10 protein-coding genes and 1 pseudogene are annotated in these 12,271 nt (G+C 62.5%); 7 read left to right on the plus strand and 4 right to left on the minus strand.

Annotated elements, in window-relative coordinates; genetic code table 11:
- Window positions 1-113 precede the first annotated feature (113 nt).
- From nadB to secG, 3 genes and pseudogenes are all read right to left on the minus strand, one after another.
- A complete protein-coding gene (nadB, locus tag FGM15_06040; protein MBU3665423.1) occupies window positions 114-1,703 on the minus strand; it encodes an L-aspartate oxidase in 1,590 nt (529 codons plus the stop codon).
- Entirely contained in the window at window positions 1,690-2,535 is an 846-nt protein-coding gene (locus FGM15_06045; protein MBU3665424.1) for a pantoate--beta-alanine ligase, read from the minus strand. The genes nadB and FGM15_06045 overlap by 14 nt, the downstream gene beginning before the upstream one ends.
- A 177-nt stretch (window positions 2,536-2,712) precedes the next feature.
- Window positions 2,713-2,982 (minus strand): annotated as a pseudogene (secG, locus tag FGM15_06050) (preprotein translocase subunit SecG).
- A 167-nt stretch (window positions 2,983-3,149) separates the two neighbouring features.
- On the opposite strand from secG, the gene argA reads away from it, so the two are divergent.
- The 6 genes from argA to FGM15_06080 all read left to right on the plus strand — a co-directional run bounded on the left by argA (window position 3,150) and on the right by FGM15_06080 (window position 10,851).
- Entirely contained in the window at window positions 3,150-4,430 is a 1,281-nt protein-coding gene (argA, locus tag FGM15_06055; protein ID MBU3665425.1) for an amino-acid N-acetyltransferase, read from the plus strand.
- 363 nt (window positions 4,431-4,793) lie between these two features.
- A complete protein-coding gene (dnaA, locus tag FGM15_06060; GenBank protein ID MBU3665426.1) occupies window positions 4,794-6,257 on the plus strand; it encodes a chromosomal replication initiator protein DnaA in 1,464 nt (487 codons plus the stop codon).
- A 76-nt stretch (window positions 6,258-6,333) separates the two neighbouring features.
- On the plus strand, window positions 6,334-7,434 hold the full coding sequence (gene dnaN, locus FGM15_06065) for a DNA polymerase III subunit beta (GenBank protein MBU3665427.1): 1,101 nt from the start codon (window positions 6,334-6,336) through the stop codon (window positions 7,432-7,434).
- A 14-nt stretch (window positions 7,435-7,448) separates the two neighbouring features.
- Complete coding sequence (locus FGM15_06070) at window positions 7,449-8,225, plus strand: hypothetical protein (protein MBU3665428.1); 777 nt, start codon at window positions 7,449-7,451, stop codon at window positions 8,223-8,225.
- Window positions 8,222-9,964, plus strand: coding sequence for a DNA polymerase/3'-5' exonuclease PolX (gene polX, locus FGM15_06075; protein ID MBU3665429.1), 1,743 nt, complete (start codon window positions 8,222-8,224; stop codon window positions 9,962-9,964). Before FGM15_06070 ends, polX begins: the two co-directional genes overlap by 4 nt.
- Complete coding sequence (locus FGM15_06080) at window positions 9,961-10,851, plus strand: polyprenyl synthetase family protein (protein MBU3665430.1); 891 nt, start codon at window positions 9,961-9,963, stop codon at window positions 10,849-10,851. The genes polX and FGM15_06080 overlap by 4 nt, the downstream gene beginning before the upstream one ends.
- A gap of 26 nt (window positions 10,852-10,877) precedes the next feature.
- Here FGM15_06080 and FGM15_06085 read toward each other — a convergent pair whose 3' ends face one another.
- Window positions 10,878-11,183 carry a hypothetical protein gene (locus tag FGM15_06085; GenBank protein MBU3665431.1) on the minus strand — a complete coding sequence of 102 codons (306 nt, stop codon included), beginning with the start codon at window positions 11,181-11,183 and terminating at the stop codon, window positions 10,878-10,880.
- Window positions 11,184-11,272: 89 nt separating this feature from the next.
- Here FGM15_06085 and FGM15_06090 point away from each other — a divergent pair, with 89 nt between their 5' ends.
- Window positions 11,273-12,247, plus strand: a complete 975-nt coding sequence (locus tag FGM15_06090) for a KpsF/GutQ family sugar-phosphate isomerase (GenBank protein MBU3665432.1) — start codon at window positions 11,273-11,275, stop codon at window positions 12,245-12,247.
- Window positions 12,248-12,271 lie beyond the last annotated feature (24 nt).

A 12,271-nucleotide genomic window follows, 5' to 3' on the forward strand; every position in this document is an offset into this window, starting at 1 on the left:
CCTTCCTTACCATCACAAACTTGCGCTGGATGCCCGTATGTGGTCGCGCGCGTCCGCGATGCTTTTTCCCATTGCAAGTTGTTGATCGGAAACGGGTAGCAAATGCCGCCGCTTCATGCTCTTCGCATCACGGTGTCGCGTGCAAAGGGGCTGCCCGTTTCCGGATAGTCGAGAGTGTAGTGCAGTCCGCGGCTCTCTTTGCGGCTCAGGGCGCAATCAACGATGAGGGCGGCGACAGTCACCAGATTGCGCAACTCCAGCAAGTCGGTCGTGACTTTGAAGTTCCAGTAAAACTCCTGGACCTCCTTCTGCAGGTTGCGCAGGCGCGTGGCGGCGCGTTGCAGGCGTTTATCGGTGCGGACGATGCCGACATAGTCCCACATGAGCCGGCGGATCTCGTCCCAGTTGTGGTAGATGACAACGAGTTCGTCCACGTCGGTGACGCTGCCGGGGCGCCACTCGGGCAGTTGTATGTCATCGGCCGGTTTGTGGTTTTTCGTCGCCTTGAGAACGGCGCGGTTGGCGAAAACCAGCGCCTCCAAGAGCGAGTTGCTCGCCAGACGGTTCGCTCCGTGCAGCCCGGTGCAGGCAACTTCGCCGACCGCGAAGAGTCCGCGCAACGTCGTTTCGCCGTGCTCGTTGGTCTTCACGCCGCCGCACTGGTAGTGCGCAGCCGGAACAACCGGTATCGGTTGCTTGGCGATGTCGATCCCGAGACCGGCGCAGGTTTCGTAGATTTTCGGAAAACGCGCCTGCAGGAACTCGCGCGGTTTGTGCGTGATGTCGAGAAAGACGCACTTGGCGCCGGTCTTTTTCATCTCCGCGTCGATGGCGCGGGCCACGATGTCGCGCGGGGCGAGCGACTTCAAGGCGTGGTAGCGGTCCATGAACGGCTCACCCTTTTCGTCCACCAGCACCCCGCCCTCGCCGCGCACGGCTTCGCTGATGAGGAACGATTTGGCCTCGGGGTGAAAAAGGCAGGTCGGGTGGAACTGCACGAATTCCATGTTGCTCACGGCCGCACCCGCGCGCCATGCCATGGCCACGCCGTCGCCCGAGGCGATATCCGGATTCGTCGTGTATAAATACACTTTTCCGCAGCCGCCCGTGGCCAGGATGATCCGGTCGCTGCGCAGGGTGAGGACTTCCCCGGATTTCTCGTCGAGCACATAGACGCCGACCACGCGGTCCTCGATGGCGTAGCCGAGTTTTCCCGTGGTGATGAGATCGATCGCCATGTGGTCCTCCATCACGCGGATCGAAGGGTGCTTGTCCACCGCCGCAAGCAGGGTGTTTTCGATTTCCAACCCGGTGAAGTCCTGCGCGTGCAGGACGCGTCGCTTCGAATGGCCGCCTTCGCGCCCGAGATCCAGCTCGGTAATTCCGTCCGGCCGCTCGCGCAAATCGAAAGACATCCCGAGTTCGATGAGTTCCTTGATGCGATCGGGTCCTTCACGGACGACTGTCTCCACAATGTCCCGGTGGCAAAGACCGGCCCCTGCGTCCAAGGTGTCCTTGATGTGCAGCTCGAACGAGTCTTCGGGGCTGGTCACACAGGCTACACCGCCTTGAGCCCATGCGGTGTTGGTCGCGGCCTTGGAGCGCTTGGTCACGAGCGCGACAGTGCCCGATCCGGCTGCCTTGAGGGCATACGTCAGCCCGGCGATGCCGGAACCGATGACGATATGGTCAAATTTTTCCATGCGACGGCGCCAGGCGCACGTTGTCGATGAGGCGTGTTTCTCCGATTTTGACCGCCGCCGCAAGCACAGCCGGACGGTCGAGCGTGCCGACGGGCTCGAGCGTCCCGGCATCGACGACTTCGACATATTGCGGCCTGCTGCCTGTCCCGTCCTCTATGAGACGCGCTGCGGTGGCGAGGATTTCCGACGGCCGCCGCTCCTTGGCCGCCTGCTGCAGTGCCGCCGGGAAACGACTCGCCCGTTCGCGTTGGTCGGGCGCGAGGTAACGGTTGCGCGAGCTGAGCGCGAGTCCGTCCGCTTCGCGCACGGTCGGGTGGGCGATGATTTCGATGCCGAAAAACAAATCGCGCACCATGCGGCGGATAATCGCGAGCTGCTGGTAGTCTTTTTCGCCGAAGATGGCTGCATCCGGGCGCAGGATGTTGAAAAGTTTCGCCACCACGGTGCAGACGCCGCGGAAGTGGCCCGGACGCGCGGAACCGCAGAGTCCGCGGGAAAGCGCGGTCTCGTCCACGAAGGTCGAATCGCCCGGCGGATACATCTCCTCCGCGGATGGCGCGAACACCGCATCGGCGCCGTGTCCTTGGCACAACCGTAGGTCTTCCCCGGGCGTGCGCGGATATTTCGAGAAATCCTCCGCGGGCCCGAACTGTGTCGGGTTGACGAAAATGCTCACCACCACCGTGCCCGAGGCGCCGGCGTGCCGGCGTGCGGCATCGACCAGCGCCGCGTGCCCTGCGTGCAGCGCACCCATGGTGGGCACAAGAACGACCGGTGGACGACAGGTGCGGCGGAATTCCACCGTCTCCGCGATCGTGCCGAGGGTGCGCATGAAAAATGCGCCGTCCGGTCAGTTGCCGGAAGGCGCGGCGGAAGCTTCGGGGGTCGATTGCGTCGCGGCAGGCGAGGTGCCCGCTTCGGGCGCGGCGGTCGAAGCCGCCGGGACGGCGGTTGGTGACGGCGCGGCAGCGGCCGGAGTGGCGGAGGCCTGCGGCACGGGCTGGCTGAGAAGCTCCTTCTGGATGATCGTCTCGCCGGTGCCGCGTTTGGCGTAAAGTATCGCCAGCAAGAGGGTGAGGACGAAAAACACCACGCCGAGCCACACGGTGAACTTCTGAAGGACGTGCGTTGTCTGCGCGCCGAAAATGTTTTCGGTCATGCCTCCACCGAAAGCCGCTCCGAGGCCCTCGTTTTTGGGCCGTTGCATCAGCACGATGCCGACCATGAGCATGCAGACAAGCACATGGAAGGCGATGAGGACGTTGATCAAAATCGACATGAACCCCGCATACTGGCAGCCCGCACGCTGCTTGTAAAGTTCGTGCCGGCGCCCGGGGCGCACGTGCGCGGCTGACCTGCGCGGAACGCGCGCCGACTTGCCGCAATGGTTCCGACGTTCGGTTTCCGCGTTGATATTTCTCCGCGGAAACCCCTAACTCTGGAGCTGTGAACGTCAGCGATCTCAGGGAAATTTTGCAATATGTTCCGCGCTTCCGCGAAAAGATCTTCGTGGTGTCCGTGGACGGGGAAGTTGCGGCTTCGCCGAACTTCGCCAATATCCTTCTCGATCTCGCGGTGCTCCGGTCGCTGAGCATCCGCGTCGTGTTGGTGCATGGCGCCAGTCACCAGATCCAAGAGGCTTCGAAAAAAGCGGGCTTCGCACCGAGCAATACCGACGGCACGGGGATCACGGACGAGGCGACTTTGGATGTCAGCATCGACGCCGCCATGCGGTTGACCCACGAGATTCTCGAAGGGCTGGCCTCGGTGGACCTTCGGGCTGCTTACGCCAACGCTGTCATCGCCCACCCGGCGGGAATTCTGGGCGGCATTGACCAAGGTTTCACCGGACGCATCGAACGGGTCGATGTGAAGTGCCTCCACATGCTGCTCAACGAGGGGATCATCCCCGTGATGCCCCCGCTCGGGTTCGACGGCGAGGGCCACACTTACCGCGTCAATTCCGACCACGCCGCCTCCGAATTGGCCGAAGCATTGCAGGCCGCCAAGATCATTTATTTGTCCGCGGACGCCAAGTCGCCCGCAGGCAGAGCCCTGCCGCGGCAGCTCAGCATTGCCGAGGCGGAGGAACTTTCCAAAAAACGCAAGGCCGGCGAGGCGGCGAACCTTTATTCGAAGATCGACTATGGCGCGAAGGCCTGCCGTCAGGGCGTGCCTCGCGTGCACATCCTCGACGGCCATGCCAACGAGGCCTTGCTCGACGAGGTCTTCAGCAACGAGGGGATCGGCACCATGATCTACTCGAACGAATACCAGCAGATCCGGAAAATTTTCAAAAAGGACGTCCGGGCGATCATGGCGCTCATCCGGCAATCGATGGCCAACGAGGAACTCGTGCGGCGGACGCGGACGGAAATCCTCGAGCAGATGCAGGATTACTGGGTGCTGGAGATCGACGGCAAGCTGATGGGGTGCGTCGCGTTGCATGTTTATCCCGAGGAGGGGTGCGGCGAGCTGGCTTGCCTCTACGTGCTGAAGGACCACGAAAACGAGGGGCACGGACGCAAGCTCATGGCTTTCACGGAAAATCTCGCGAGGGAAAAAAGCCTCAAGAGGCTCTTCGCGTTGAGCACGCAGGCTTACAAATACCTGCAGATCAAAGGCGGCTTCCAGGAGGCGTCGCCTGACGATCTTCCCGCCGCGCGGAAGAAAAAATATGACACCGCCGGCCGGCAATCGAAGGTGCTGGTCAAGGATCTCGGCTGATCGCGGCGTTGCATTTTATGACTTCGAACCGCGGCGTGCGCCGGCGCACGGACTGCAGCGGCGCTTCCGCCGGGGATGCGCGGTCAAGTGCATTTCCAAAAAATTTTCCGAAGCTCGCAAAATTCTTGAGCGCGATTTTCTGCGCCGATACGCTCGCGCTCGTGTCGCCGCAAGAGATCCAGACCCGTTGTGAACAACTTGTGAGCAAATTCGGGTCTGTTTTTCCCCCACGGCGCGCTTTTGGGTGCGGTCGCTTTTTTGCCGTCCTCCCCGCTCGCGCGGACTGCTTGCTGTTTGCTCGCGGCGCCGCCTCCAGAGTTTTGCCCACTGTAAATGAAAGATTTTATGCCCCGTTCCGCTTCAATGCGCTCCGCTTCCAAGTCAGCGTTCCCCCGCTCGCGTCGGCCCAAGCCTGAGTCCGTCCCTGCGTCCAAAAGAGACGCCGGAGCGGACGTGAATAACTCCGCTACCGCCGGGGAGTTGGACGCTGTCTGGGAACAAGTTGCTTCGGCACTGAAGGCCGAATTGGGCGAGGGCGTTTACGACCGTTGGTTTTCCTCGCTGCAACTCACCGGTCTGACTTCCAAAGCGCTGACCCTGGCCATCCCCAACAGCATTTATCAGGTGTGGATCGAGAGCAACTACGCCGCCCAAGTCCAAGCCGCATTGCTCACAGTCTTCGGCAGCCGCCGGGCCGTGGAGTTCGTTGTGGATAACTGCGGCTCCAAGACTGAGCCGGCCGCGCCCGCGTCGGAGGCCTCCGTGGCGGCGGCTCCGGAAAGCGAGATCGAGGAACCTCCGGATGCCAAAGGTCTCAATCCGCGCTACGTGTTCGACACCTTTGTCGTGGGGACCAATAGCGAGTTCGCCCATGCCGCCGCGCTGGCCGTGGCCAAGGCCCCCTCGCGCACCTACAACCCTCTTTTCATCCACGGCGGCGTCGGTCTGGGCAAAACGCACCTGCTGCACGCCATCGGTCACCACATCGCACGCAGCAAGCGCGGCGCCCGCATCGCCTACGTCCGCAGCGAGACCTTCACCAACGACTTCATCCAGGCCATCCAGACCAACGCGCTGGTCAAGTTCCGCAAACGCTACCGCCAGGCCGATGTCCTCCTCATCGACGACATCCAGTTTCTTGGCGGCAAGGAGCGCTCCCAGGAAGAGTTTTTCCACACCTTCAATTCGCTTTTCGAGGGGCGCAAACAGATCGTCCTCTCCAGCGACCAGCCGCCGAGTGAAATCGCCCACCTCGAGCAGAGGCTGGTTTCGCGCTTCGAGTGGGGCCTCACCGCGGAGTTGCAGCCCCCGGACATGGAGACGCGCCTCGCCATCCTGCGCCGCAAGGCCGACATGCTGCAGGTCAAACTGCCCGCGCATGTTTTCGAATACCTGGCCCACCGTGTGAAATCGAACGTCCGCCGTTTGGAGGGCGCCCTCCTGCGCGTGGCCTCGTTCGTCTCCCTCAGCAGCCGCCCGCTCACCGACGAGTCGGTCGAGCACCTGTTGCGCGACATTCTGCAGGAGGAAGCCCGCCGCGCCGTGAGCATCGACCAGGTGCAGCGGAAAGTCGCCGAGCATTACGACGTGCGGTTGGCCGACATGACCAGCAAACGCCGCCCGGCCAACATCGCGTTCCCGCGCCAGATCGCCATGTTCATTTCGCGCCGCATCACCAAATCGTCGCTGCAGGAAATCGGCGAGGCTTTCGGCGGCCGCGATCACGGGACTGTGATCCACGCCTGCAAAACGGTGCAGGCGCGCATGGACAACGAGGAGAGTCTCCGCCAGGTGATCCGCTTCCTCGAGACTTCACTCCAAAGGTGAAGAAGGCTTTGACAGCCGGCAGGAATTTTCGGACATAGAACGCTCCGCCAACCGGCGCGGGAACTCCATCCAACCCATGAAATTCACCATCTCGCAGGAAGCTTTCGCCGAAGGGCTGCAAAACGCGGTCAGTGCGGTCAATCCCCGCAGCACGCTGCCCATCCTGTCCAATGTCCTGCTGCAAGCCGACGGCGACGAACTGACGCTCACCTCGACCGATCTGGATTTCACCGTGCGCACGAAGGTGCCCGCCAAGGTCGGCAAGTCCGGCGCGACCACGCTGCCGGCCAAGCGCCTGAGCACTCTGGTGAAAGATCTCCCGAAGACGGACATCGAGGTGGAGGTCGATCCCAAGAGCCTCGCCACCCTCAAGAGCGGTGCGGGCGTTTATAAAATTTTCGGTCTGCCCGAGGCGGAATTTCCCGGGATGCCGGCGTTCGACGGTTCGGTCGAGTTCAAGCTCAAGTCGGCCGACCTGAAAGACGGCTTGCGCAAAACGCACTACGCCATTTCCCTCGACGAGACCCGCTACGTCCTCAACGGCATCTTTTTCTCCTTCAAGGGCGACAAGCTCACCCTCGTGGCCACCGACGGGCGCCGCCTCGCCCTGGCCGAGGTCAATGATCTCGAGATACCGCCCAGCCAGGAGCGCGAATTCATCGTCCGCACCAAGGCGATCTCCGAGTTGATGCGCGCCCTCAAAGACGACGGCGACGTTGTCGTGCGCCTGGCGCAGAACATGGTGCAGTTCGATTGCGGTCCTACGACGCTGATCTCCAAACTCGTCGAAGGCAATTACCCGAACTACGTGCAGGTGATCCCCACGAAGGTCAACGAGCGCGTCACTGTGGAGCGCGAGTCGCTGCTCAACGCCGTCCGCCGCGTTTCGTTGCTCAACACCGAGAAAACGGCTTCCGTCCGCCTCAGCTTCTCCAAGGGCAATCTCGACATCACATCGAACACTCCCGAGGTCGGCGAGGCGCGCGAAGCGCTGGCCGTGAGCTACAAGGGCAAGGACATTTCCATCGCATTCAATCCGGAATTTCTCATGGCCCCGCTGCGGTATCTCAACGAGGACGAGGTCCATTTCGAGCTGATCGACGACATCAGTCCCGGCGTCATCAAGATCAACGCGCCCTTCGTTTACGTGCTCATGCCCATGCGGGTGGGGGCCTGACTCATTTGCGGCGCGTGAAACCGCGTTTTTTCGCCGTCGCTCTGCTCGTTCTTTGCGCCTCCGGCGCGCACGGGGAAGGCGTGAAGCTGGATGATGCCGAAGCCGCGCGCATCGGCCAAAGGATCTGGCGCAACGAGTGCGCCGGCACACGCGACGGGCTGACCTCCTGGAACAAGGGCGAGGATTTCGCCTCGCTCGGCATCGGCCATTTCATCTGGTATCCGCAGGGCAAACGCGGTCCCTTCAAGGAAAGTTTCCCCGCGCTGCGCGATTATCTCGCCGCCAACGGCGTGAAACTTCCCGCGTGGCTCGCCTCGGCCAAGTCTTGCCCGTGGCCCGACCGCGCGTCGTTCATGGCCGACTTCCGGTCCGATCGAATGGAACAGCTCCGCGCTTTGCTTGCATCGACGGTCGGACAACAGGCCCGCTTCGCCGCGCTGCGCCTGGAATCGGCCCTGCCGCAAATGCTTTCCGCAGCGCCCGCGCCGGAGCGCGAAAAAATCCGCGCGAACTTTTACCGCGTGGCCAATGCGCCCGGTGGTCTTTATGCGCTGATGGATTACGTGAATTTCAAAGGCGAGGGAACTTCGCCGACCGAGCGTTACCAGAGCGAAGGGTGGGGTTTGCTCCAGGTTCTCGCGGGCATGCCCGACAGCGGATCGCCGACCGCCGCCTTCTCGCAGAGCGCGGACCGCGTCCTGACCCGCCGCGTGCAACTCTCGCCGCCGGCCCGCGGTGAAAGCCGCTGGCTTCCCGGTTGGCGCAACCGCGTCGCCACCTACGCGCCGTGACCCGCGACGAGGTTGTCGATATCCTCGGGCGCATCGGTTTGCTCCTCGAGTTGCAGGGGGAGAATCCCTTCAAAATCCGCGCCTACCAAAATGGCGCGCGCGCGCTGGAAATGCTCGAGGGAGATCTCGGCACGCTCGTCCGCGAAGACAAACTCAAAGGCATCCCGGGCATCGGGGAGGCCCTGCGCGAAAAGATCACCGCTCTCGTCACCACCGGCAAGCTTCCCTACTACGACGATCTGCGCGCACAGTTCCCGCCGAAGTTGTTCGAGTTGTTCGATGTCCCGGGGCTCGGACCGAAGAAAATCAAAGCCCTCTACGAGAGGCTCGACGTCGCGTCTTTCGCCGACCTCGAAAAAGCGTGCAAGGACGGCAAAGTGGCCGGCCTCGAGGGTTTCGGCGCCAAGACCCAGGAGAAACTTCTCCATGCGCTCGACACGCTCAAACAGGGGGCGGGGCGCCATCTTGCCGCCGTCGCGGCCTCGGCATCCCGGGAACTTCTCGATGATCTCCGCGCGCACCCCGATGCCATCCGTTTGTCATCCGGCGGCAGCACGCGCAGGCGGAACGAAACGGTGCATGACATCGACATCATCGTTTCGACGAAAAATCCCGACGCCATTTCCCGCGCTTTCCGCGAGCATCCGCTGGTCGAGCGGGTCCTTGCCGCCGGCGACACCAAGTCGAGCGTGATGCTGAAAGGCGGTTTGCAGGCCGACCTGCGCGTGGTGTCCGACGACGAATATCCTTTCGCGCTGATGTATTTCACCGGCAGCAAGGAGCACAACATCGTGCTCCGCGGGCTCGCGCAGGACCGGGGATGGACCCTCAACGAGTATCGCCTCGCGCCCGCGAAGAAAGGTGCGCCGCGGATTCCGGAAATCTCCGAGGAGAGCGACATCTACAAGCTGCTCGGCTTCGATTACATCGAACCGGAATTGCGCGAGAACCGCGGCGAATTCGAGGCGGCAAAAAACCACAAGCTGCCGGATCTGGTGAAACTGGAGAACATCCGCGGGACGTTCCACTGCCACACGCGTGCCAGCGACGGACGCAACACCCTGGCCGAAATGGCGGCTGCCGCGCAGGAACTCGGGCTCGAATACCTCGGCATCGCCGACCACAGCAAGGCGTCCTTCCAAGCCAACGGCCTCGATGCCGCGCGATTGAAAAAGCAGGTCGCCGAAATAGAAGCGCTCAACGCCGACCTCGACGGGTTCAGGATTTTCAGCGGGACCGAGTGCGACATCCTCAAGGACGGCAAGCTCGACTTCCCCGATCCGGTCCTCGCGCGCCTCGACTATGTCGTGGCCAGCGTCCATTCGTCGTTCACGCTCGGCGAGGCCGAGATGACCAAGCGTCTCATCCGTGCCATGGAAAATCCCCATGTCACCATGCTCGGGCATATGACCGGACGCCTCCTTCTCCGACGGGAGTCGTATGCGGTCAACATTCCCGCTGTGCTCGACGCCGCCGCGGAAACCGGCACATTCGTCGAACTCAATGCCGATCCGCACCGTCTCGACCTTGATTGGCGCTGGTGGCGCTTGGCCGTCGAGAAGGGTGTGAAATGCGTTATAAATCCGGATGCCCATTCGACCGAGGGTCTGCAAAATCTTTGGTTCGGCGTCGGTTCGGCGCGGAAGGGCTGGCTGACGAAAAACGACGTGGTCAATTGTCTGCCGCTGAAAAAAGTCATTCCCGTGCTTGAAGCCAAACGAAGGGGCAATCGTCCATGACCGACCAAGGATTCAAACTCTGGCTCAAGCGCACGCGTGCCGCCGTGGAAAAAGCCTTGCGTGCCTCCGTGCCCGCCTCCGCGACCAAGCCGGTGACGATCCATCGTGCCATGCGCTACAGTCTGCTCGCCGGCGGCAAGCGTCTGCGTCCCGTTCTTTGCTGCGCCGCTTCCGAGGCTTGCGGCGGCACGACGAGCGATGCTCTCCCCGCTGCGTGTGCGGCCGAGATGGTCCACGCCTACTCTCTCATCCACGACGACCTTCCCTGCATGGATGACGACGATCTGCGCCGCGGCAAACCGACATCGCATAAAGTTTTCGGCGAAGGTGTCGCCGTCTTGTGCGGCGATGCACTCCTTACCGAGGCCTTCGCCGTGCTGGCGCGGTCCGAGCCACGCGCGCGTTTTACCGCGGCGGACCTCGTCGGCGAATTGTCGCACGCCGCGGGATCGCGCGGGTTGATCGCCGGACAGGTCGCTGATCTCCAAGCGGAAGGGAAAAAGCCGTCCGAGGCTCCGCTTTATTTTATCCACGCCGCCAAAACGGGGATGCTTCTGCGCGCCGCCCTCAAGCTCGGCGGGATGTGCGCCGGCGGAAGCAAAAAACAAATCGCCGCGCTCGATCGTTTCGGATTCGCCCTCGGCCTCGCGTTCCAGATCCAAGATGACATCCTCGACGCGACGCAAAGCGCGAAGAAGCTCGGCAAGTCCGCCGGCAAAGACGCCAAGGCGGGCAAGATGACATTTCCTGCACTTTACGGATTGGATCAGTCGCGGGAGCTATCTGCACATTGGACGCGGGAAGCGATCCGGTCCCTGCGCGTCTTCGGGGTCAAGGGGGAGAAGCTGCGGCACCTGGCGGAGCTGATTCTCCAACGGCAGCGCTGACTTGGCGGTGGAGTGCCGCCCGCGGGTCACCAGAAACGGAAGCCGAAAACGATGAAGCCCTTGGGCTTTCCTTCGTCGTTCGGGTCCCAAGAAGTCATGTAGCGCCCGTCGCCGTAACCTTTGGCGGCAAGCGGATTGACCAGTTGCCACGGTTGCTTCATTTGGAATGCGGCGGCCACGACGCCCTCGAGCGTCGAGTCGGGATCCAAGGGGGAGACGGACTTCGGGGGAGGTGCCACCTCGCGACGCGGTTGCTTGGGGGCGACGAAGTCTTGGGCCAGACAACTTCCCGCGGAGAGAACCGCGATCAAGATCGGAAGGGTTGCGCGCATGTATTTCCTTTAGATCCGAGGAGGCTTGCCGGCAACCCAGAAAATCACTCTCGCTTTTGCGCTGCGGACTGCGGAATCATCATCTTTTCATGGATTACCTGTCGAAAGCCCGCCGGGTCATCGAAGTCGAGGCGGCGGAATTGCGCCGATTGGCGGAAAACCTTGATGGCAAAGCCTTCGGGCGGGCCGTGGAGACGTTGAGGGCGTGCGTGGACAAGCGGGGCAAAATCGTCGTCTGCGGAGTGGGCAAGTCGGGGCACATCGGCGAGAAAATCGCCGCGACTCTCACCAGCACCGGATCGACCGCTGTCGTCCTGAATTCCCTCAATGCCCTCCACGGTGATCTCGGCCTCGTTGCCGATGGGGATGTGGTGCTCGCCATCAGCCACGGCGGGGAAACCGCGGAACTCCTCAACATTCTCCCGCCGTTGGCGCGCTTCGACGTCAAACTCATCGCCATCACCGGACGTCCGGACTCGACGCTCGGCCACGCCGCCGACATCTGTCTCAAAGTCGATGTGGGCCAGGAGGCTTGCCCGCTCAATCTCGCGCCGACCTCCAGCACCACGGCCATGCTCGCTCTCGGCGATGCGCTGGCCATGGTCCTGCTCGAGGCCCGCGGGTTCCAGGCGGACGATTTTGCGCGCATTCACCCCGGTGGGAGCCTCGGCCGGGTTCTCCTTAATCGCGTGAAACAAATCATGCGCAAGGCCTCCAAAATGGCGGTTGTTTCACCCGATGACAACGTGCTCGACGCGCTCAAGCGCATGACCGAGCGCCGCAGCGGAGCGGCGGCGGTCGTCGGTGCCGACGGCAAGCTCTGCGGCGTGTTCACCCACGGGGATCTGGCGCGCCATTACCAGACGCATCCCGATCTCGGGTCGCTGCCGGTCGTGAGATTCATGACCAAGTCTCCGGTCACCATCGAAGGCGACAAGCTTGCCGCCGAGGCCCTGCACGTGCTAAAGACCCACCGTATTGACGACCTCATCGTGGTGGACAAGGAGAACCACCCGATCGGCGTGATCGATTCGCAAGATCTGTCCCGTCTGCAAGGCGTCTGACCGCAATCTTCAACCAACACGATC

The sequence above is a fragment of the Chthoniobacterales bacterium genome, from assembly GCA_018883245.1.
GTDB lineage: Bacteria > Verrucomicrobiota > Verrucomicrobiia > Chthoniobacterales > JACTMZ01 > JACTMZ01.

Bases quoted from the DNA above. Each gene is read 5' to 3' on its own strand.
- nadB (MBU3665423.1), bottom strand. From the start codon at position 1,703: ATGGAAAAATTTGACCATATCGTCATCGGTTCCGGCATCGCCGGGCTG.
- FGM15_06045 (MBU3665424.1), bottom strand. From the start codon at position 2,535: ATGCGCACCCTCGGCACGATCGCGGAGACGGTGGAATTCCGCCGCACC.
- dnaA (MBU3665426.1), top strand. From the start codon at position 4,794: ATGCGCTCCGCTTCCAAGTCAGCGTTCCCCCGCTCGCGTCGGCCCAAG.
- dnaN (MBU3665427.1), top strand. From the start codon at position 6,334: ATGAAATTCACCATCTCGCAGGAAGCTTTCGCCGAAGGGCTGCAAAAC.
- FGM15_06080 (MBU3665430.1), top strand. From the start codon at position 9,961: ATGACCGACCAAGGATTCAAACTCTGGCTCAAGCGCACGCGTGCCGCC.
- FGM15_06085 (MBU3665431.1), bottom strand. From the start codon at position 11,183: ATGCGCGCAACCCTTCCGATCTTGATCGCGGTTCTCTCCGCGGGAAGT.
- FGM15_06090 (MBU3665432.1), top strand. From the start codon at position 11,273: ATGGATTACCTGTCGAAAGCCCGCCGGGTCATCGAAGTCGAGGCGGCG.